This window comes from Larkinella terrae (assembly GCF_009668025.1).
Lineage (GTDB): Bacteria > Bacteroidota > Bacteroidia > Cytophagales > Spirosomataceae > Larkinella > Larkinella terrae.
In genome coordinates, this window is sequence record NZ_WJXZ01000007.1 from 269,837 (window position 1) to 290,160 (window position 20,324).

Consider the following 20,324-nt stretch of genomic DNA (forward strand, 5'->3'; position numbering starts at 1 on the left):
GCAACCTGAACTGGAATTATGAATGATGGATAATGGACGATGAATTTTGCTTCCACTTTTCATCGTCCATCATCCATCATTGCGAGCGCAGCGAGTCAATGATGGCGATCACTTCCCGGGCTTTGGTTTCGATCTGATCGTATTGGCGGTTTTTCAGGACATCTTTCGGGAACAACTGGGAACCGATGCCGACGGCGGTAACCCCCGCCCCGAACCAGGTGCTCAGGCTGGCCTGCGTGGGTTCGACCCCTCCAGTGACCATGATACTCGTCCAGGGCATCGGGCCTTTGACAGCCTTGACAAAACCGGGTCCTAGCGTGTCGCCCGGAAAGGCTTTCACTACTTCAACCCCAAATTCCTCGGCCGCCGAAATCTCGGTGAGTGTTGCGCAGCCGGGCATGTAGGCTACTTTCCGACGGTTACAGATGCGGGCGATGGATTCGTGAAACGATGGCCCCACGATGAAGTTCGCTCCCGACTGAATATACAGTGCGGCAGTTGCGGCTTCGACAAGCGTTCCGGCTCCCAGCACCAGATCCGGGTAATCGCGGGCGGTAATTTTGGCTAATTCCGAGAACAGTTCATGGGCAAAATCGCCCCGGTTGGTGAATTCAAACGCCCGGATACCGGCCCGGTAACAGGCTCCCAGCACCTCACGGCACACCTCGGCGTCGGCGTGGTAAAAAACCGGTACCACCGGCACCCGCCGAATGGTCTGGTAAACATCTAATCTTGAAAAACGAGACACGGTTTTTTGGAGATGATGAACAATGAATAATGAACAATGAATTTCAACAGGTTACCCCATTCATTGAGACTGTTTAAACTTTCCACTTTGTCATCCCGGGGAACGAGGGATCTTCGGGTGATAGGATCGAGTAGTATTCATTCGAAGATCCCTCGTTCCCCGGGATGACAAAATGCAGTCATTTTGATTCAATTATGAAAAGTTTAAACCGGTTCATTATTCATTGTTAATTGGTTAAAAACTATCTTCTCAATCGGCCGGACTTGTCGCCACCGACTACGGCTTCAACTTCCGGAACGGTAACTAAGTTCGCATCACCTTCAACGGTATGCTTCAGGGCCGTTGCGGCTGCCCCGAATTCAACGGCGTATTGCGGATCGTTTTTGACGGATAACCCGTAAATCAATCCGGCGAGGTAAGCATCTCCTCCACCAATCCGGTCAACGATGTGCGTAATGTCGTATACATCCGACGAATACGTTTTTGCTCCGTCGAACAGCTTGGCAACCAGCCGGTTGTGCGATGCGCTGATGGATTGCCGTTCGGTGTCGGTGAAATACCGGTTTCGTGGAAACAGCGCCTGCATGCCCCGGCAGGCGTCTTCGAACGAGTCGGCTTTGACGCCGTAGAGTTCCTCAAAGTTTTCCTGATTGCCCAGCACCAGGTCGCAGCCTGCGGTGAGAGCGGGCAGAATATCCTGCGGTTTTTTACCGTATTTCCAGAGATTACTCCGAAAATAAATATCGCCCGAAACCGTCACTCCCAGGCGATTGGCGGTCTGAATGGCTTCCTGTAAACAATCGGCAGCCTGTTGCGACAAGGCTGGCGTAATGCCCGACCAGTGAAACCAGTCGGCGCCGGTCAGGATGGCTTCCCAGTCGAAATCGCCGGGCTGAATCAGCGAAAAGGCCGAATCGTAGCGGTCGTAAATAATCTGGCTGGCACGGCTGACGGCTCCGGTTTCCAGAAAATACAAACCGAGCCTTCCGCTGCCAAAGGTGATGTGGTCCGTATCGACGCCGTGGTAGCGCAGGGTAGCGGCTGCCGCCCGGCCCAGCGCGTGGTCGGGAAACCGGGTTACGTGCGTTGTTTTACACCCGAAATAAGCCAGTGAAACGGCCACATTGGCTTCCGTTCCGCCATAGACGACATTCAGCGAATGCGCCTGATTAAATTTTGCAAAACCGGGCGGAGCCAGTCGCATCATGACCTCGCCGAAAGTGACAATTTTTTTCAATTAACTAAATGGTTAATACGGTTTACTGGTTAAAAATGGAAAGATGGTTAAAAATGGTTGGATGGCTGTTTATGGTTAAAATGGTTAGCTGGTTGTGATGGTTAAATCATTGAATCCTTCTAACCATCCAACCATTTTTAACCATCTATCCATTTAATCTAAACGCCGATGCTTTCCAACTCCTTTTTAGTCACCGGTTGCATCGTGGGCGACAGCAGGTGAATAATCACCAGCGCAATCAGGTACGTCGAACTCGCGATGATAAACAAGGGCAAATAACCCAGGTTGACCCGGATATTTCCCGCTACGGCCGCCAGCAAAATACCGCCCATTGCGCCAAACATGCCGCCGATACCGGTCACGGAAGCCACGGCACTTTTGGGGAACAGGTCGGAAGCAAACGTATAAATGTTGGCCGACCAGCCCTGGTGGGCCGCCGTCGCTAATGAAATCAAGGCAATAGCTACGTAAATACTACTGGTTTGGGCGGCAAAAAATATTGGAACGACGCAAACCGCACAGATCAGCATCGTGGTTTTTCGCGCCCGGTTTGCCGACCAGCCCATGTGGATAAACTTGGACGACAGCCAGCCGAACAGCACGCTGCCGCCGTCGGAAACGATGTAAATGACCAGAAAGGGAAGTCCGACGTTTTTCAGGTCCAGTCGCTGGTCGAGGGATTCACTGCTGTTGAAAAAATCGGGGAGCCAACTGAGGTAAAACCACCAGATGGGGTCGCACATAAACTTCCCGACGATGAAGGCCCAGGTTTGCCGAAAGCCCAGCAAACGCCACCAGGATAGTTTTTCTTCCGGAATTTCCTCTTCGTGATCCTGTAAAATGTAGGCAAGTTCGGCTTTGCTGACGCGCGGATGTTCTTCGGGTCGGCGGTAGATCCGGAGCCAGGCCAGCAGCACCAGAAAACCCAGCAAGCCCGTGGCCACAAACGAAAGCCGCCAGCCAAACTGGAGCGTAAGCCACGGAATCAGAGCTGCCGTGGCAATGATGCCGACGTTGGTTCCGGCGTTGAACAGGCCCGTAGCAAACGAGCGTTCCTTTTTGGGAAACCACTCGGCGACGGATTTAATAGCCGACGGAAAATTACCGGCTTCGCCAATACCCAGCATGAACCGGACCAGGTTGAGGCCCTGCAGCGAGCTAATGAACGCGTTTAGAACGCCCGCAATGCTCCAGATAATGATGGAAAGGGAAAAACCACGCTTCGTGCCAACCCGGTCGATGAGCCAGCCAATCAGCAGAAAACCAAGGGCGTAGGCAATTTTGAAAACCGTATCGACGTAGCTGTACAGCACCTTGAACTGATCCAGATCGCTCTCGGTCAGGGCTTCGCCGACCGGTTTTCCCATCATCTCCCGCCGAAAGGTTTCGTCGATCATCGTGAACGAAAGCACTTGCCGGTCGATGTAATTGATGGTGGTCGCGAAAAACAAAAGCAGCACAATGCGCCAGCGATAGTTTCCGGATGGGTCGGGCTTCATGAAACGAGGTTTGCAATCTTTAAAAAGACAAAATTCTGCGAAGTATAGTAAAATTACAACAGGATGCTATTTTACCCGGGTAAAGTTAATTTTTCGGCCCGGTTCCCAATCATTCCACCTGAACGTGAGTAATTCTTTCCGGTCACCGGCTTACGTATGTTTGAAAATCATATATAGCTATGGGTCAAGACATAACAGCGTACGTCGAACGCGTTAGAAGCCTTATTTTTAACGAAAAATTCGATCTTCTTCCGGATCTTGAACTTGAAAAACCGGCGTATTTCAATTGGGTCACCGACGTTTTTGAAGACCTGAACGTCGCCCGGTTTCCGGACAAACCGGCCCTGATCTGGACCAATGGCGACCGTTCGGAAACCCATACGTATAGCGAACTGAGTGAAGAATGTAACCAGTTGCTGAACCTGCTGCGGGCCAGCGAAGTGCAGCAGGGCGACGTCATCATGGCGCAGCTCGCCAGTCTTCCGGCTATCTGGACGTCCATTCTGGCGGTGATCAAAGGCGGTTTTAAACTGATTCCGCTGGCCACCGTGCTGGGAGTGAACGACCTCGTCTACCGGTTTGGCAAGCTGCGACCGAAAGTGGTTTTGGCCGACCCGGACAACGCGGAGAAAATCGACGCGGCCGAAAAACTGGCCACTATTCACATCGGCCTGAAGATTCTGACCGACGGCCAACGCGACGGCTGGATCGCTTATGATGAAGTGCAGAACTACCCAAAAACCGCCGAAGCCGCACCGACCCGGGCCGATGACCCCCTGTTTCTATTCTTCACCTCCGGGACCACCGGAATGCCGAAAGTGGTGAATCACACGCATTTCACGTACCCAATCGGGCACCTGACGACCGCTTCGTGGATTGGTTTGAAGCCGAATGACATTCATTACAACATTGCGCAACCGGGCTGGGCCAAGTTTGCCTGGAGCAGTTTTTTTGCCCCCTGGAATATGGGTGCGACAATTTTTTCGTACAGCCAGCCCGGGCGGTTTGATGCCCGATTGCAATTGCAGCAGCTTGAAAAACATAAGGTTACGACCTTTTGCTGTCCGCCAACCGTTCTGCGAATGCTGATTCAGGAAGACCTGACGCCATTCCGGCTGAGCCTGCGGGAATGCGTGGCGGCTGGCGAGCCTTTAAATCCCGAAATCATTGAGGTCTGGCGAAAAGGAACCGGCATAACGATTCGCGACGGTTTCGGCCAGACCGAAAGTTCCTGCCTCATCGCCAACTTGCCGAACGCGGTGATCAAGCCCGGCAGCATGGGAAAACCGCTCTTTTTGTATGAGGTGGTTATCGCCGACGATGAAGGAAACGAACAGTCGCTTTACGAGGAAGGGACGATCTGCGTGAAAATGGATACCGGAACGCCAAACGGGATTTTTGCCGGATATTTCAATGAGCCGGAAAAAATGAAAGCGGTTTTTCGGGAAGGGCTGTACTTTACGGGTGACAAGGCGTACCAAGACCAGGATGGTTACATCTGGTTCGTCGGCCGGGACGATGACGTGATCAAATCGTCGGATTATCGCATTGGTCCGTTTGAGGTGGAAAGCGCCCTGTTGGAACACGAGGCAGTGGTGGAATCGGCCGTTGTGGGAAGTCCGCATCCGGTGAAAGGATTCGAAATTAAAGCTTTTGTGGTGCTGACGCCGGACTCTGAACCTTCGGCTGCTCTGGCCGAAGAGCTTTTTGTATTCAGTCGGGCGCATCTTTCACCGTTTAAAATGCCCCGCATCATCGAATTTGTCAACGAATTGCCGAAAACGATCAGCGGCAAAATCCGTCGGGTTGAACTGCGCGCGCAGGAGGCACGCAATAAACTGGATGGGCTGGTGATTGGGAACGAATTTAGTTATACGAAGAAATCGTAACTTAAAATCCGGAAAAACCGCTTCTGCTGTAAAATTAGCTGGCAGAACCTGCATCTGGAAATGAGTAGAGCCAACCGGTTTGGGTACTTTTCCGTCAAAATTACGAACTGAAAAATGGCATTAGAACAAACCTGGCGCTGGTTCGGTCCCGCCGATCCCGTTAGTCTCGCCGATATCAAGCAAGCCGGCGCAACGGGAATTGTAACCGCGTTACACCATATTCCGAACGGACAGGTCTGGTCCGTCGATGAAATCAACGCCCGAAAATCGCTCATTGAAGCCGCTCCGGGCGAACACCGGTTGACGTGGTCGGTAGTGGAAAGTATTCCGGTACATGACGCCATTAAAACCCGCTCCGACGGTTTTCAGCAATACATCGAGAATTACAAGGAGTCGATTGTGAACCTGGGTCGCTGCGGCATCGATACGGTTTGTTACAATTTCATGCCGGTGCTGGACTGGACCCGCACCGATCTGGATTACCTGATGCCTGATGGCTCGACGGCTTTGCGGTTTGATGCCACGGAGTTTGCGGCTTTTGAATTGTTCATTCTGAAACGTCCCGGCGCCGAAGCGCATTATTCGCCAGAACAGATTCAGAATGCCCGCAGCCGGTTTGAAGCGATGGACGAAACCGCTGCCCTACGTTTACAGCGGAACATCATCGCGGGTTTGCCGGGCTCGGAAGAAAGCTATACCGTCGAGCAGTTTCAGGCGACACTGGATACGTATAAGCACATCGGCGATAAGGAGTTACGCGAAAATCTGTACGCGTTTCTGCAGGAAATCGCCCCCGTGGCGCAGGATGCGGGCGTTCGGTTGTCGATTCACCCCGATGATCCGCCGTTTCCGATTCTGGGCCTGCCGCGCGTGGTCAGTACGGAAGCCGATGCCAGGCTGGTGCTGGATGCCATTGATATTCCGGCAAACGGGCTGTGTTTCTGCACCGGTTCGTACGGCGTTCGGCCCGACAACGATCTGGCGGGCATGGTCGATCGGCTGGGTTCCCGCATTCATTTCATTCATTTGCGGGCAACCAAACGCGATGAGGAAGGTAATTTCTACGAAGCCAATCACCTCGACGGCGATGTGGATATGTTTGCCGTCGTCAGCGCATTGCTGGGCGAACAGCGTCGCCGGGAAGAGGAGGGAATCGAGAATTTCCGGATGCCTTTCCGTCCCGATCACGGCCACAAAATGCTCGATGATCTGAATTCCGGTAAACGAACGAACCCGGGTTACACGGCCATCGGACGTTTGCGCGGGCTGGCCGAGCTGCGCGGATTGATGCTGGGAATTGAGCGGTCGAGTCTTTGATTTTTGTATATTGCTGTAAAATCGTTTATGGTTTAAAGTTTAAGGTTTAAAGTCTGGTCCTGGTTTTAACCTTAAACTTTAAAACCTTTAACCATAAACTGACGTATGGCGGAAGTTCAGGAAAAACAGAATACAAAACGCAATCCGGCGCAGCGCGAGGCCCGGATCGCGAGGGCTCGTTTGCTCGAATCGCTCGTCTATGAGATGTGGGACGGCAAACCGGTTTATTACGCCGGCTACAAGGATGTCTTGAGCGGTATTAAATCGGCAGAAAGCGTAATGAGTTCGCGTTTGTTACGAGGAATATTGATCGCCAAATTGGTCGCCCGGTTAATCAATGGGTTGAATGAGGAAGAGTTTACGGTGGTCACCAATGAATTAGGTGTTCAGTTTAAAAAGAATGACTGGAGAGCCTGCGATATTGCCGTTTTTTCGAATTCGCAGCTGGAAGGTCAGGATCTGTCCAAATATGCCTGGGTTCCGCCGAAGATTGCGATTGAAGTAGACACCAAAGCTGACTTCAGCCGCTTTCATTCTGATTTTAATTATTACCAGGAAAAAACCACCCAATTGCTCAATTTTGGCGTCGAAAAAGTGATCTGGATTTTTACCGAATCAAGAAAAATATGGATTGCGGAACCCCAGAAAGACTGGCTTTTGAAGAACTGGGACCAGCCCATCGACGTGCTTCCGGGCTGTTCGTTTGTACTCGATGCGTTGTTGACGGGTAAAAAGTCGGCGTAACCGGCTTTACTTCCTGAACGAACTCCATTACGATCATGCTGGTTGATCAACCGATTAAATCCTTTTTAGACGAAGATTTTCTTCTCCAAACCGATACCGCCCGGCGGCTTTACCACGATTACGCCAAGTCGATGCCAATCATCGACTACCACTGTCACCTGCCGCCCGATCAGATTGCTGCCGATAAAACGTTTGAGAACCTGACGCAGATCTGGCTCTACGGCGATCACTACAAATGGCGGGCGATGCGGACCAACGGTGTATCGGAAAAATACTGCACCGGCGACGCGTCGGATTACGAGAAATTTCAGAAGTGGGCCGAAACCGTGCCGTATACAATGCGTAACCCACTTTACCACTGGACGCACATGGAGTTGAAAAACCCCTTTGGCGTCGAAACGGTGCTGAATGCCACGTCGGCCCGGCAGATTTACGATACCTGCACCGAGCAACTGCCCGGCATGTCGACCCGCGCTTTGCTGCGTCATTTCAACGTCAGGACAGTTTGCACCACCGACGATCCGACGGATTCGCTGGAGCATCACCGGAAAATTGCCGAAGACGGTTTTGAAATCAAAGTGCTGCCAACGTTCCGCCCCGACAAGGCGATGGCAATCGACGACGTACCGGTTTTTCAGTCGTATGTGAAACGGGTCGGCGAGGTTTGTAACCAGGACATTCGGTCGCTTGACGTTTTCATCGAATGCCTGAAACAGCGGCACGATTACTTTGCCCAGGCCGGTTGCCGGTTGTCGGATCACGGCCTGGAACTCATTTACGCCGAACCGTATACCGAATCAGAAGTTCGTTCGACGTTTGAAAAACTGCTTTCCAATGCGGTTTTGAGCGAAACCGAGCGACTGCAATTCAAGTCGTATATGCTCGACCGGTTTGCGGAATGGGATTGGGAAAAAGGCTGGACGCAGCAGTTTCACCTCGGCGCGCTACGGAATAACAACAAACGGGCCCTGCGAACCCTCGGCCCCGATACGGGCTGGGACAGCATCGGCGATTTCCGGCAGGCAGGTCCGCTGGCGCGGTTCTTGGGCGGTCTGGACGACCGGGATCAGTTGGCCAAAACCATCCTGTACAACCTGAATCCGAGCGACAACGAAATCATGGCGACCATGATTGGTAATTTCAACGATGGATCGACGCCGGGCAAGATTCAGTTTGGCTCGGGCTGGTGGTTTCTGGATCAGAAAGACGGCATGGAGCGGCAGATCAACGCCCTGTCGAACATGGGCTTACTGAGCCGGTTTGTTGGGATGCTGACCGATTCGCGCAGCTTCCTGTCGTATCCGCGTCACGAATACTTCCGCCGGATTCTCTGCAATATCTTCGGGAACGACGTCGAAAATGGCGAATTACCCAACGACATCGAGTGGATCGGCAAACTTGTGCAGAACATCTGTTACAACAACGCCGAAGGATACTTTGGGTTTTAAGGAAGAAATTTTAAATGAAAAATGATGAATGTCGAATGTAAAAGTGGCTCTGCCTCATTACTTTATCATTCAATATTCATCATTTTTCATTTTTGATTTTAAAGTGCTTCAACGAGTACCGTAAAAACAAAAAAGCCGCACGATCTGCGGCTTTCAGGATACAGTATTTATCAAAACTGACGGCGGTTTTTGCCTGATTGTCAGCTTTTTATTTTTTGACAATTACTCCGTCAGCCGTAAACGTAAGGGCTTTTTCGGGTTCCGTGATTTTGGCGATTTCTTCCTTGCTTTTTCCGGCATCTTCGGCATAATGACGAAGTTCAGCTACAGAAGTTGTTTTGGTTTCGGCGGTTCCTTCAAAAACGACATTTTTGCCGGCAATGTCTTTCGGGACAAAGAAACCGTAGTCGCGGAACCGCACCAGCATGGTTTGGTTATCGGCGGTTTTAACCCGCATCCAGCAGCCTTTCACCTGGCAAACCGACTCGACGGTGCCTTCGACTTTGGTCGCTAATTCTTTTTTATCGCCCATTTTAGCCGCCAGTGCCGAAGATGGCGTGGCGTTGTCGGCCGTAATTTTCTTGCCGTGGTAGCTCACATTATCCTGCGCGACGGCGCTGAGGGAAATTCCGAGGGCAAAGGTCAGGATCGCTAACATTTTCATAGTCTGTCTGCTGCGGTTTTGAAGTGATGCAGGACAAAAATAACAAAAAAGGCGATGGAAAGATAGCCTACAATAGGTAGAAGGTCCGACGGTTTTGAATAGTGGTTAGAAAGGAAGTACTAACTGCTGACCGGATGATTCATCGGAGGCTTCCAGATTGGACAGCGAAACGCCCAATAACCGGACGCCTTTGGGGACAGGAAAGAGGGCAGTCAGCAAGTCGGTGCCGATTCGGTCCAGAAATGACTTCTGGGAAATAGGGCCAAACGTGGTCCGGCTGCGTGTAATCTGCTCAAAATCGGCGAATTTTACTTTCAGCGTGACCGTGCGGCCCACCACCTGCATGCGTTCGCACAACCGCCAGACTGAATCGAGTTCCGGTTGCAAACCGGCCAGTAACTCTGCCTCGGTAGACAGGTCGTGGTCGAAGGTGTTTTCCGAACCAATCGATTTCCGCAGCCGGTCGGGCATAACCGGACGCTCGTCGATGGCCCGGGCGATGGTGTAGTAATAGCTTCCGACTTTGCCAAAATGCTTTTTCAGAAATGCCTCCGATTGTTGCCGCAGATCTAAACCGGTAAAAATGCCGAGCTGATTTAGTTTGGCGGCTGTCACCCGACCAATGCCGTGAAATTGCCCGACGGTCAGGGTTTCCACGAAGGCCAGCCCCTGCGAGGGTTTGATGACGTACAAGCCGTTCGGTTTCCGGAAATCGGAGGCCAGTTTGGCCAGGAATTTATTGTAAGAAACGCCCGCGGAAGCCGTCAGTTGGGTTTTCTCGTGAATTTTGGCGCGGATTTCTTCGGCAATCTGCGTCGCTGATGCAATATTTTTCAGATTATCAGTAACATCCAGATACGCTTCATCCAGAGACAGCGGTTCGATTAGTGGGGTGTATTCGGCAAAAATGGTCCGTATCTCGTTGGAAACGTATTTATAGACGTCGAAACGGGGTTTGACAAAAATCAGATCGGGGCATTTGCGGATGGCAACCGTGGACGCCATTGCCGAGCGAACTCCAAATTTGCGGGCCTCGTAACTGGCCGCAGCCACTACGCCCCGCTGGCTCGACCCTCCTACAGCGATCGGTTTGTTGCGCAACGCGGAATTATCCCGTTGTTCAACAGAGGCATAAAACGCATCCATGTCGATGTGGATGATTTTTCGGCTCGCTGGCTGGTCCACTGAACGTTTCTTGCTGCTGGAATTGAAGACCAATTTACGCTTTTTTTGATCGATAACGGCACGGACAAGCGATTAACCGGCGAATCAATTCTTTTTCTTTCGCCCAAAATTTGAGTTGACCACACTCTCGTGTAGATTTACACCGTTGTTTGCGGTTTTTAGGAAATGGAGTTCCGCCGTGTTTCACTTAGTTTTTCAAATCAATCAATAAGCTACTTCGTCATCTGCCCAATGCCATGACCTGCGGCAACCTGCTGTGCGGGTGCGTCGGGTTGGTCATGACTTTACGCGGTGAGCCCGAAACGGCAGCCTGGCTGATTGTTCTGGCCGGAATCCTCGATTTTGGCGACGGTTTTGTGGCCCGGCTGGTGCACGTTTCCGGCCCGTTTGGGAAAGAGCTGGACTCGCTGGCCGATGTTGTGACGTTCGGGGTTCTGCCCGCTACGCTGATTTTTCAGGAGCTTTGGTCTCAGGGACTTGGCAACTGGTCGTATCTGGCGTATCTGATTGCGGTTTTATCGGCCCTGCGACTGGCTAATTTCAACATCGACACCCGTCAGTCTGACCAGTTTATTGGTCTCCCGGTTCCGGCCAATACGATTTTTATTGCGGCATTTCCGCTCATGAGTCACTACCAGCCGCAGTTTTCTTTTCTGTGGCACAACCCCATTACGCTGTTTTTTCTGATCGGTTTTTCGTTCATGCTGGTAGCCGAATTGCCATTACTGGCGTTCAAATTCAAATCATTCGGCTGGCGCGAAAACCGCATAAAATTCATTTTTCTGATACTATCGGCGTTTCTGTTGTTATTTTTGCAATTCGCAGCCGTACCGCTCATTATCGTATTGTACATTTTGATCTCATTTTTTGCTAAAAAGAAGGAGTGAGGGAAGAAAGAGGCAACGAAGTTCTCCGGAATTTCCTGTCTGCTTTCGGTCTTCTATCCGGACCTCCAATCATGAAATACATCGCTGAAATTGACATAATGCCCCAAAAGGAAATCCTTGATCCGCAGGGAAAAGCCGTAAAATTAGGATTACACAACCTCCACATCGATTCGGTGGGCGACGTCCGGATTGGTAAACACATCCGGCTGGAGGTCGAAGCGGAATCGGAAGAAACGGCGAAAGCGACCGTCGATACCGCCTGCCGCCAACTGCTGGCGAACCTGATTATGGAAGAATATACGTTCTCGATCGCCGAAATTACTGCCTAAGGAATGGCCTATTCCAAAATCACCGGTCTGGGATTTTACGTCCCCGAAAACGTCGTTACGAATCAGGATCTGATCCAGTACATGGACACGTCGGACGAATGGATTCGGGAACGCACCGGTATTCAGCAACGGCGGTATTTTACCTACGGAAAAGACACCAACGCCAGCATGGCGACGGCGGCTTCCCGCATGGCGATTGATCGCGCCGGTTTGCAAACGGATGATATTGAGCTGATTGTCTTTGCAACCATTACGCCGGATTACTTTTTTCCCGGTTCCGGTTTTCTGATGCAGCGCGAACTCGGACTGGAAGGAATCGGGGTCATCGACATTCGCAACCAGTGTTCGGGTTTTGTCTACGCCTTGTCGATCGCCGACCAATTCATCAAAACTGGTATGTACAAAACCGTTCTGGTAGTGGGTTCGGAAATTCAGTCAACCTGGATCAACAAAAGTACGGCTGGCCGGGGTGTTGCCGTTATTTTCGGCGATGGCGCGGGGGCGGCTGTTTTGCAGGCCACCAAAGATTCCGAACACCGCATTTTGACCACGCACCTGCACGCCGACGGTCGCTACGCAGAAGATTTGTATGTGAAAGATCCGGGGAGCAGTCGACCGTCGCGCTCGGCTACGAAAGAAATGGTCGACGAGGGCGGTTTTGATGTTGTCATGAACGGTAATGCGGTTTTTAAACACGCAACCGTGCGCTTTGCGGAGGTGATCAACGAAGCACTGAAAGCCAACGGCTACAATGCCGACGATATCTCGTTGCTGGTGCCGCATCAGGCCAATATTCGCATTTCGGATTACGTTCGGCAGCAGTTGAAATTGCCGCCGGAGAAAGTGATCAACAATATTGAGCGGTTTGGTAACACCACCGCAGCGTCCATTCCCATTGCCCTCACCGAAGCCTGGGAGCAGGGCCGTATCCAGTCCGGCGATCTGATTTGTTTAGCCGCTTTCGGCAGCGGTTTTACCTGGGCGTCCGCTTTGATAAAGTGGTGAAAGTTGACCATTGACAATTGACCATCGACCATTTTCAATGGTCAGTCGTCTATTGTCATCAATTCTGCCCTTGACAGCTCCCATCGACCATTTTCAATCGTCAGTTGTCGATGGTCAATGGTCATCCGTCTATTGTCATCAATACTGCCCGATGGCCAGCATGACAAGCGTACAGGCTTCAACTGGCTCGATTCCCTGTTGTTCCAGGTCTTTCTCAAAATCCGGATTTTCCGTGCCGGGGTTGAAAATAACCCGCCGGGGCTTCAACTCTTTGATATAATCGTACAGGCCCGTCTGATTTTTGGGTGAGACGTAAAGCGTAACGGTATCAATATCAGTTAATTCGGGCCGACCGGTCCGAATGGGATTGTTTCGAATCGTTCCTGATCGTAAGCCCAATAACTCGACTTCGTGTCCCTGTTGCACCAGTCGATTGGCTGCTTTATTGGCATAGCGCTCCGGATTTTCCGAAGCCCCCACCACCAGAGTTTTTGTTTTCATTTTTTTAATCTACTTTCTTTTAAAACTATCTGACAACCAGTTTAGTTTCTAGAGAAAATCCAGCTTATCTTCGACCTCAACACATAATAATGAGTCTGCTTAAAACTAAAGTGGGTTTAATTTCGTATGTATTGCGCCGGAGTCCAATTCCTGACTCTTTCTCCACACCTTTTATTTGATTTGGACCTTCACTAAATTAAGTAATCGTTTAACAAATACTTGATTTTCTTGAACAAAGTACAAAAGGAAAATGGTTGTGTGTTTTTTGTAATATGTTGATTTTGAGGTATTTATAATATTTTAAGTGAAATTTAATAAACACTTAATAAATTATTTTGTTAATTAGATATTAAACAACCTGCCACCACTAGACTAGCTACTTAGCCTAAGCATGACTGACAAGAGGACCAGTAACTACTGGAATGAAAAATGGGTCCCGATCAACTTTGATGGTGTTGAGAACCCGCCCCGCTACGAAGTATCAAACTATGGTCGCCTGAAGAGTTTTCAAAATGATACGAAGGATGGTACGCTGATTAATGGTTCGATCATTCAGGGCTATCGTTCGCTCAACATTCGGACTGGTGGTAAAACAATCAATCGTTATTTTCATAAGTTGATTGCCGAACATTTTCTGACCCGCGACAATCCGGATCAGACCTACGTCATTCATATCGATCACGATAAGAAAAACAATCATTTTCAGAACCTGAAGTGGGTAACGAAAGAGGAAATGATTGAGCATAATCGCTCCAGTCCCAACATTCTGAATCGGGAAATTCCCCGCCGAACCCGGAACTACAAATTGACCGAGTCGAAGGTCAAGATGATCAAGAAGTTGCTGAAAAATGAGAAAAACCGCCTGAAAATGATTGCGAAACAATTTGGCATAACCCATACGCAGCTCAATCGGATTCGTTCGGGTGAAAACTGGAAGCACGTAACAATTGACGATGACGTGCCGAATGAAAAACAATAAAGGCAACTTGACTGACTAAAACCGGGCAAGTCCGGAAGCTTAATTTAACCCGATATTTTCGCCTTTTAAGCCGCTGCCGGTACCGATTGGTGGAATGTGTGGCAGGGTAATAAAAAAGGTACTGCCTTCGCCCGTTGCGGTTTCAAACCAGATACTGCCACCGGCGTGTTCAATTCCCCGTTTGGCAATCGCAAGACCCAGGCCGGAGCCTCCTTCCTTCGTACTGAAATTTGGCAGGAATATTTTACTGCGAATTGCTTCGGGAACCCCAGCGCCATTGTCGCTGATCTCAATATTGATGTGTTCGTCCGTCACTGCCAGCCGCAGTTGAATAACCGGTTTCCGGTCAGACGATACAGATTGAACGCTATTGATAATCAGGTTGGTAAGAATTCGGCCGATTAATTGCCGGTCGCCCATCACCATAACCGGATACGGTGAAATATCCCGTACAAGCGTAATTTTACCGTCGTCGGCATAAAGATCGGCGGCTTTATTGATCACCGACGTAATTTCAAACAACTCATTTTTAGGCAGTGGCATTTTAGCAAAATCGGAGAACGAGGTTGCAATGTCACTTAGGTTATCAATCTGATCAAGCAGCGTTTCCAGCGTCCGCTGTAGCACCCGGCGGGCGGTCGGATTGTCAGACTGCAGCGTCCGTTGCAAATGTTGCAATGTCAGCTTCATGGGCGTCAGCGGATTCTTGATTTCGTGGGCCACCTGCTTGGCCATTTCCCGCCAGGCCGACTGTTTTTCACTTTGCGACAAAGCCTGCTTTTTCTCCTCCAGTTTCACCAGCATCCGGTTGTATTCACCGATCAGCAGACCAATTTCATCGTCCGATTTCCAGTCCAGCGGCTCATTGAAGCGATCGAGGTTGGTTTTGCGGATTTTTTGCGTGATGATTTTCAGGGGCTTCGTCAGGACGTTGGAAGCCCAGTAAGAAACGAACAGAAAGATCAGGAATAAACCGGTAAACACACTCAAGGCCGTAGTGACGATATCGATCATCTGGTGTTCCAGCTCGGGTTCCGAGCTAAAATGGGATACACCGATAATCCCCAGAAGCCGTCCGTCGTACGATTTTATACTCGCATAGGCCGTCCGATACTGTTTCGTTCCGAGGGATTCGGTCAGCAAAACCTGGTTTTCTTTGTCTTCGATCAGGTGAATGTACGCGGCCGGATTGATTCGTTTCGATAAATGACCGCTTTCATACACCAGCGGTTGCGTAGAGCAGCACAGATTTCCCTGATTATCAAACACGCTGATATCAATGTCATCGTCCTGCGTGATTTTATTCAGCTCCTGTTCAATAACTCCTTCACTGGTTTTCGCATTTAAAAAACCGCTCCAGCTTCCCAGGAAATTAGAGCTGATGTTTTTGGCATTGGTTAGATAGGTAGTTTCCTGGTAAGCATCGTAGTTGGAACTGATGACCCCGAAGGTAATGGCAACCACCAGCACCAGCGGCAGAAAGAAAGCCGCGTTGAGATAAAGCTGGGTTTTGGTTGAATAATTGATATAAAACCGGGAAAAGCCAAATCGGATGGAATAGCCCAGAATCAATACCAAAACGTACAGAATCAGGACGAGGTACAGAAAGGAGAAATTAGAGAAAATGTTCCGAATTGGGTAGTCTTTCGACGATACGACCACAATCCGGCCACTTTGATTCTTGAATCCGACGTGTTTGTAGGCGTTGTGCGATATGCCTTCCTCGTAGAAAACCGGATCACTCAGATATTTCACCGGTAGTTTTCGCTCGTAGTTATATTCCCGGCTGCTGTACAACAGTTGCTTGCTCGGATTATAAATGGCATAATTATATACCTGCGTCTCCGGGGCCTGAATGAATTTTTTGTCGGTCAGATTGGAATACGGATTTTCATGATCCGTATTGCTCAATTTTAGATCAAGCACAATATGTCCGATCCGTTTGTCGCCCTGTTTAATGTCAAGAAACTGGACGTATTGCTTGACGAAGTTGTTCCCGGCATTGTTAATAAAATAGATATCCGGATACTGGGTCTGGTAACGTTCCTGACGAAACTGCTGGACATATTTCTGATAACTGGCCTCCGCCAGTTGCGAATCCGCCGACGGGATCAGCGTGTTGAAAACCAGTACGTGGGTGGTATAGCGCTGAAAATAATCGTCCAGATAGGTGCTCTTGATCCGCTGCTGGATTCGTTCGTTCACTAATATTGTATCGCTGGTCAACGCCCGCAGAATGTCGGCATCCTGCGTAATGGAAGTTTTGGTCTTGTTGAGCAGAAATTCGCCAAACGCATCGTTTTCAACCAGCAACTGCTCACCAAATTCGCTTTTATTGGTTCGGTCTTTTTTAAGTCCCTGATTGTAAACTACATAGGTGGACAAAGCTGCGCAGATCAGAGCCGTAAAAAACAGATAAAGGGTCGTTTTGTAACGGAATGAATATAGCGCTCTTGGAAAGCGGCTGATATACAAAACCATGAAGTACAAGCCCTGAAGCCCAATAATCCAGGGCATTGGTAATGAACTTTGCCACAGAATAAATACCGAGACCAGGGTGCCAATCGAAAACCACAGCAATCCCCGCCAATAGGATAGATTCAGGCGGATGAACAGGCTCGAAAAGACGTGTTGCAGCAGGAAGAAAACCGTCGAAATGGCGATGTAAACCAGCAAACAGGCTAGTTTTAAACTGGTAAAGGACAGACTCAGGGTAATGTCGAGTGTAAATTCAGACTTTCCGTAAATCGTACTCAGTTCATGGTAACAACCGTAAAATACTCCGTAACTCAGAATGACGGTTGCAACTGAAATAATAGCTTTCAGCCCATCCGACTTACGAAGCAGCCAGTAATACGATCGGGTCCGGTAAAACGTATTGGCTAAATACAAGGCCAGAATGACCATGACGATGCAATTCAGCAATTGATCGCCGAGGGAGGGAGCCACTACAGACGAGCCAAAATACCGGGGATTGAACAGGGCGGTTTCATAAAATAGAAACGGTACGCCAAAATAAAGCATCACCGATCGTAAAACGACCAGATAAAGGGCAAGAATGATAAAACCGGCCCCGTAGTGGCGACTTCGTCGTAAATTCAGGGTGCGCCGGATGAGGTAGACGCCCATGAAAAATACCGAGAGGGTGGCCAGAATAACCGTATTGACCGGCGACGTCTGGTTTTGGTAACTTTCCAGTTCGGGTTGAATGACCGAGAACAGAAACACCGGCGTCTGATCGTACATGCTCTGGTAAAGGCTCCCTTTTTCGGTTGAGATTTCCTTCGGGTCGAGCGAAAACAGATCGCGATTATAACCGGAGCGCAGGTAACTATTCTCGTTTTGGTACTTGCGAAAGACGTTTACCAGCGAAAATACCTCCAGCGAGTCGTTCTGCTGCTTGATGAATTGCCGGTTTACCAGATACTGTCCCTGCGGAAATTGAACCAGTTTCGGGTAAATAATGCTTTTCAGGCGTTTATAGTCGGGGATAAACCGGAAGTCGGACCAGTAAAGAAGCTGCTTGTTCCGGAAAATGTAGTAGGGATATTTGGTTTCGCGGCTTAATTCGGCAAAGGTGTAGGGCGGTTTTTTCTTCAGCAGTTCTGAGATTGCCTGAACTTCTTCCCCACTAATCGCCAGTTCTGTTTTAATCCGCTGCTGCGTGGTGCGCAGGTATTGTTCATCGGCCGCACTGATGGCGCCCCTTTCCAGCACTGAATAGAAGAAGACCGACAATCCTAGTGCCAGAATGGATAGAATGAGAAAAATATGCTTGTTGAGTAGACTCACAACAAAAAAATGATAATTGGGCTTCCGATACATAATATAACCCCAAAATCATGCCAAAATTTCTGACATAGTTCCAACGTTGTTTAACGTTGATTTGACACCGTTTGCTCAGGCTTCTGAATGGTAAATCCACGCTCTTCTTCACTGGTCTCAAACCCAACTTCGACACCGAAGACATAGAGCAGATGCTTTTTGTCAATAATGACCCGAATGGAGTCGATTTCGAACACTTCATCCGACTGGCCGGGCTGGTCGAAACCCAGCAACCACGACGAGCCGCAACCCCCGCCCCGAATACCAACCCGTAAACCGTAGGTGTCCGGAATTTTATTGGCCCGAAATGTTTCCCGAATCTGTTCACAGGCTTCGGGGGTTAGACGAACCGGATTTTCGATACTTTCAATAAACATACTGTGTAAAAATTCCTTTTGCTGACTGAAATTTACAAACTTTACCCCAAAATATTGCCAATAGATACCAGTTTTCAGTTTATGATTCTGTGAATGGTTGACTACAAATTAATCGGCACGAACAACTGAAAGTCGCTTCCGACACTTGAAATTGCTTATGGACTTTATCCCTGATTTATTAAAATTACTGATTCCGGCCGGGCTGGTTTTATACGGCATGTATCTAACCGTCAAGCTGATGCTGGAACGCGAAGCTGACAAACAGCGGGTTGATCTGAAAAACCGCTATGCCAGCGAAGTAACGCCCCTGCGCTTGCAGGCTTACGAACGCATGGCGTTGTTTCTGGAACGAATCACGCCCGCCAATCTGCTTTTGCGGCTGAACGGTCAGGCCCCGCTGGCCCTGGATTTTCAGCAACTGCTGCTTCAGGAAATCCGGGAAGAATACAACCACAACGTTTCGCAGCAGATTTACATGAGCCAGGCGGTTTGGGAATCCGTCCAGAATGCCATGAATGAGGTGGTGCTGCTGATAAACGAAGCTGCCGGTGAAACCGCTCCGGATGCGCCCGCGCTGGATTTATCTAAAAAGATTTTTGATAAAGTTATCCAGAAAAATGTCCAGCCGACGGCTTCCGGTCTCAAAGCCGTAAAAGACGAAGTACAGGGGATTTTTCTCTAAACGGGGCCACCCGCCGGTCCGTGGGTACGGGAGCCTAAGATTTCGGAGGATAACACCAAGGCTTCGGCCAGGCGGTTTTGGTTGATATGCAGCGAAATGCCCTCTTTTTTAATAAGATAGGTAATTTGTTCCGTGGGTAAATTACCGGTTAACGCATCGGAAGCCATCGGACAGCCGCCCAAACCTTGCAAAGCGCCATCGATGCGCTGAACGCCCGCCCGCAGAGCCGCCTGTACTTTTTCGGCGACCTGTTCCGGTCGGGAATGCAGGTGGGCACCAAACTCAATCGTCGGAAAAGTCCGTAGTAAATGCCCGAACAACGTCTCAATTGCTTCGGGAGTGGAAGAGCCGATAGTATCGGAAGGTGCAATGATTGCGATACCGCTACGGACGAGTCGTTCGGTAAATTGCCCCACGATTTCAGGGCTGTAGGGGTCGCCGTACGGATTGCCGAAACCCATTGACAGATAGACGACCAACTGCTTCTGATGCGTGACGCAGAGTTGCTGGATGGCTTCCACTTCGGCAAAAGCCTGAGTGATGGTTTTGTTGGTATTGCGCAGTTGAAACGTTTCCGAAACCGATAACGGAAAACCGAGATACTGGATTTCCGGGTACAAAACCGCCTGTTCGGCCCCGCGCAGGTTGGCAACAATCGCCAGCAGCTCTGTTCGGGTTTCGGTTAAATCCAGACCCGCCAGTACCTCCGCCGTGTCGCTCAGCTGCGGAATGGCTTTGGCCGATACGAAACTGCCGAAATCGAGGGTATCAAAACCGACCCGCAGCAAGGCATTCAGGTAGCGGATCTTATCCTCCGTTGGAATGAAATCGGCCAATCCCTGCATCGCATCGCGCGGGCATTCAATCAATTTAAACGAATTCATAGGTCCAGATGGCAAAATGCGTGAAAGTTGTCCGGATTTAAACCGGCAATTGACTTTCAGGGTGTAATTTTGCGGTTTTTACGAAAAAAGCAACCGAACTGCTTTTCTGTTGCCCGTGTTATTT

The 20,324-nt window shown here is 49.8% G+C and carries 18 protein-coding genes; 9 read left to right on the forward strand and 9 right to left on the reverse strand.

The annotated features are described in order from the left end of the window. Nucleotides 1–76: 76 nt before the first annotated feature. The 3 genes from GJJ30_RS13965 to GJJ30_RS13975 all read right to left on the reverse strand — a co-directional run bounded on the left by GJJ30_RS13965 (nucleotide 77) and on the right by GJJ30_RS13975 (nucleotide 3,484). Nucleotides 77–748 (reverse strand): bifunctional 4-hydroxy-2-oxoglutarate aldolase/2-dehydro-3-deoxy-phosphogluconate aldolase, encoded by a 672-nt coding sequence (locus GJJ30_RS13965; RefSeq protein WP_310588248.1) that lies wholly within the window; start codon nucleotides 746–748, stop codon nucleotides 77–79. A gap of 241 nt (nucleotides 749–989) precedes the next feature. Continuing rightward, nucleotides 990–1,985 (reverse strand): sugar kinase, encoded by a 996-nt coding sequence (locus GJJ30_RS13970; protein WP_154175777.1) that lies wholly within the window; start codon nucleotides 1,983–1,985, stop codon nucleotides 990–992. Between the two features lie 158 nt (nucleotides 1,986–2,143). Next, nucleotides 2,144–3,484 carry an MFS transporter gene (locus GJJ30_RS13975; protein ID WP_154175778.1) on the reverse strand — a complete coding sequence of 447 codons (1,341 nt, stop codon included), beginning with the start codon at nucleotides 3,482–3,484 and terminating at the stop codon, nucleotides 2,144–2,146. A 179-nt stretch (nucleotides 3,485–3,663) separates the two neighbouring features. Here GJJ30_RS13975 and GJJ30_RS13980 point away from each other — a divergent pair, with 179 nt between their 5' ends. The 4 genes from GJJ30_RS13980 to uxaC all read left to right on the forward strand — a co-directional run bounded on the left by GJJ30_RS13980 (nucleotide 3,664) and on the right by uxaC (nucleotide 8,882). Continuing rightward, the gene (locus GJJ30_RS13980) at nucleotides 3,664–5,373 is read left to right on the forward strand and encodes an acetate--CoA ligase (protein ID WP_154175779.1); all 1,710 of its coding nucleotides are present in this window, start codon (nucleotides 3,664–3,666) and stop codon (nucleotides 5,371–5,373) included. Between the two features lie 114 nt (nucleotides 5,374–5,487). Further along, nucleotides 5,488–6,690, forward strand: a complete 1,203-nt coding sequence (gene uxuA, locus GJJ30_RS13985; protein ID WP_154175780.1) for a mannonate dehydratase — start codon at nucleotides 5,488–5,490, stop codon at nucleotides 6,688–6,690. Between the two features lie 105 nt (nucleotides 6,691–6,795). Continuing rightward, nucleotides 6,796–7,434: a hypothetical protein gene (locus GJJ30_RS13990; protein WP_154175781.1), complete on the forward strand. Its 639-nt coding sequence runs from the start codon at nucleotides 6,796–6,798 to the stop codon at nucleotides 7,432–7,434. Nucleotides 7,435–7,469: 35 nt separating this feature from the next. After that, nucleotides 7,470–8,882 (forward strand): glucuronate isomerase, encoded by a 1,413-nt coding sequence (gene uxaC, locus GJJ30_RS13995; RefSeq protein WP_154175782.1) that lies wholly within the window; start codon nucleotides 7,470–7,472, stop codon nucleotides 8,880–8,882. A 208-nt stretch (nucleotides 8,883–9,090) separates the two neighbouring features. Here the strand turns inward: uxaC and GJJ30_RS14000 are convergent, their stop codons facing one another. Then, nucleotides 9,091–9,546: a DUF4920 domain-containing protein gene (locus tag GJJ30_RS14000; RefSeq protein WP_154175783.1), complete on the reverse strand. Its 456-nt coding sequence runs from the start codon at nucleotides 9,544–9,546 to the stop codon at nucleotides 9,091–9,093. Nucleotides 9,547–9,651: 105 nt separating this feature from the next. Then, complete coding sequence (dinB, locus tag GJJ30_RS14005) at nucleotides 9,652–10,731, reverse strand: DNA polymerase IV (RefSeq protein WP_310588249.1); 1,080 nt, start codon at nucleotides 10,729–10,731, stop codon at nucleotides 9,652–9,654. 203 nt (nucleotides 10,732–10,934) lie between these two features. Between dinB and pssA the strand changes: the two genes are divergently transcribed. The 3 genes from pssA (at nucleotide 10,935) to GJJ30_RS14020 (ending at nucleotide 12,952) form a co-directional block, all read left to right on the forward strand. Next, nucleotides 10,935–11,618, forward strand: a complete 684-nt coding sequence (pssA, locus tag GJJ30_RS14010; protein ID WP_310588284.1) for a CDP-diacylglycerol--serine O-phosphatidyltransferase — start codon at nucleotides 10,935–10,937, stop codon at nucleotides 11,616–11,618. 71 nt (nucleotides 11,619–11,689) lie between these two features. Further along, the gene (gene purS, locus GJJ30_RS14015) at nucleotides 11,690–11,947 is read left to right on the forward strand and encodes a phosphoribosylformylglycinamidine synthase subunit PurS (RefSeq protein ID WP_154175785.1); all 258 of its coding nucleotides are present in this window, start codon (nucleotides 11,690–11,692) and stop codon (nucleotides 11,945–11,947) included. A gap of 3 nt (nucleotides 11,948–11,950) precedes the next feature. After that, the gene (locus tag GJJ30_RS14020) at nucleotides 11,951–12,952 is read left to right on the forward strand and encodes a 3-oxoacyl-ACP synthase III family protein (RefSeq protein WP_154175786.1); all 1,002 of its coding nucleotides are present in this window, start codon (nucleotides 11,951–11,953) and stop codon (nucleotides 12,950–12,952) included. Between the two features lie 138 nt (nucleotides 12,953–13,090). Here the strand turns inward: GJJ30_RS14020 and GJJ30_RS14025 are convergent, their stop codons facing one another. After that, nucleotides 13,091–13,453: a CoA-binding protein gene (locus GJJ30_RS14025; RefSeq protein WP_154175787.1), complete on the reverse strand. Its 363-nt coding sequence runs from the start codon at nucleotides 13,451–13,453 to the stop codon at nucleotides 13,091–13,093. A 391-nt stretch (nucleotides 13,454–13,844) separates the two neighbouring features. Between GJJ30_RS14025 and GJJ30_RS14030 the strand changes: the two genes are divergently transcribed. Next, nucleotides 13,845–14,432, forward strand: coding sequence for an NUMOD4 domain-containing protein (locus GJJ30_RS14030; RefSeq protein WP_154175788.1), 588 nt, complete (start codon nucleotides 13,845–13,847; stop codon nucleotides 14,430–14,432). 39 nt (nucleotides 14,433–14,471) lie between these two features. Here the strand turns inward: GJJ30_RS14030 and GJJ30_RS14035 are convergent, their stop codons facing one another. Continuing rightward, nucleotides 14,472–18,224, reverse strand: a complete 3,753-nt coding sequence (locus tag GJJ30_RS14035) for a sensor histidine kinase (protein WP_310588250.1) — start codon at nucleotides 18,222–18,224, stop codon at nucleotides 14,472–14,474. Between the two features lie 83 nt (nucleotides 18,225–18,307). Beyond that, nucleotides 18,308–18,634 carry a HesB/IscA family protein gene (locus GJJ30_RS14040; RefSeq protein ID WP_154175790.1) on the reverse strand — a complete coding sequence of 109 codons (327 nt, stop codon included), beginning with the start codon at nucleotides 18,632–18,634 and terminating at the stop codon, nucleotides 18,308–18,310. Nucleotides 18,635–18,791: 157 nt separating this feature from the next. Between GJJ30_RS14040 and GJJ30_RS14045 the strand changes: the two genes are divergently transcribed. Next, nucleotides 18,792–19,316, forward strand: a complete 525-nt coding sequence (locus GJJ30_RS14045) for a DUF7935 family protein (protein ID WP_154175791.1) — start codon at nucleotides 18,792–18,794, stop codon at nucleotides 19,314–19,316. On the opposite strand, the gene GJJ30_RS14050 is transcribed toward GJJ30_RS14045, so the two are convergent. Beyond that, on the reverse strand, nucleotides 19,313–20,200 hold the full coding sequence (locus tag GJJ30_RS14050; protein WP_229313121.1) for a hydroxymethylglutaryl-CoA lyase: 888 nt from the start codon (nucleotides 20,198–20,200) through the stop codon (nucleotides 19,313–19,315). The two genes, GJJ30_RS14045 and GJJ30_RS14050, sit on opposite strands and share 4 nt — an antisense overlap. Nucleotides 20,201–20,324 lie beyond the last annotated feature (124 nt).

Coding starts and splice junctions, on each gene's coding strand:
- GJJ30_RS13975 (WP_154175778.1), bottom strand. CDS start 3,484: ATGAAGCCCGACCCATCCGGAAACTATCGCTGGCGCATTGTGCTGCTT.
- GJJ30_RS13980 (WP_154175779.1), top strand. CDS start 3,664: ATGGGTCAAGACATAACAGCGTACGTCGAACGCGTTAGAAGCCTTATT.
- uxuA (WP_154175780.1), top strand. CDS start 5,488: ATGGCATTAGAACAAACCTGGCGCTGGTTCGGTCCCGCCGATCCCGTT.
- GJJ30_RS13990 (WP_154175781.1), top strand. CDS start 6,796: ATGGCGGAAGTTCAGGAAAAACAGAATACAAAACGCAATCCGGCGCAG.
- uxaC (WP_154175782.1), top strand. CDS start 7,470: ATGCTGGTTGATCAACCGATTAAATCCTTTTTAGACGAAGATTTTCTT.
- GJJ30_RS14000 (WP_154175783.1), bottom strand. CDS start 9,546: ATGAAAATGTTAGCGATCCTGACCTTTGCCCTCGGAATTTCCCTCAGC.
- purS (WP_154175785.1), top strand. CDS start 11,690: ATGAAATACATCGCTGAAATTGACATAATGCCCCAAAAGGAAATCCTT.
- GJJ30_RS14020 (WP_154175786.1), top strand. CDS start 11,951: ATGGCCTATTCCAAAATCACCGGTCTGGGATTTTACGTCCCCGAAAAC.
- GJJ30_RS14025 (WP_154175787.1), bottom strand. CDS start 13,453: ATGAAAACAAAAACTCTGGTGGTGGGGGCTTCGGAAAATCCGGAGCGC.
- GJJ30_RS14030 (WP_154175788.1), top strand. CDS start 13,845: ATGACTGACAAGAGGACCAGTAACTACTGGAATGAAAAATGGGTCCCG.
- GJJ30_RS14040 (WP_154175790.1), bottom strand. CDS start 18,634: ATGTTTATTGAAAGTATCGAAAATCCGGTTCGTCTAACCCCCGAAGCC.
- GJJ30_RS14045 (WP_154175791.1), top strand. CDS start 18,792: ATGGACTTTATCCCTGATTTATTAAAATTACTGATTCCGGCCGGGCTG.
- GJJ30_RS14050 (WP_229313121.1), bottom strand. CDS start 20,200: ATGAATTCGTTTAAATTGATTGAATGCCCGCGCGATGCGATGCAGGGA.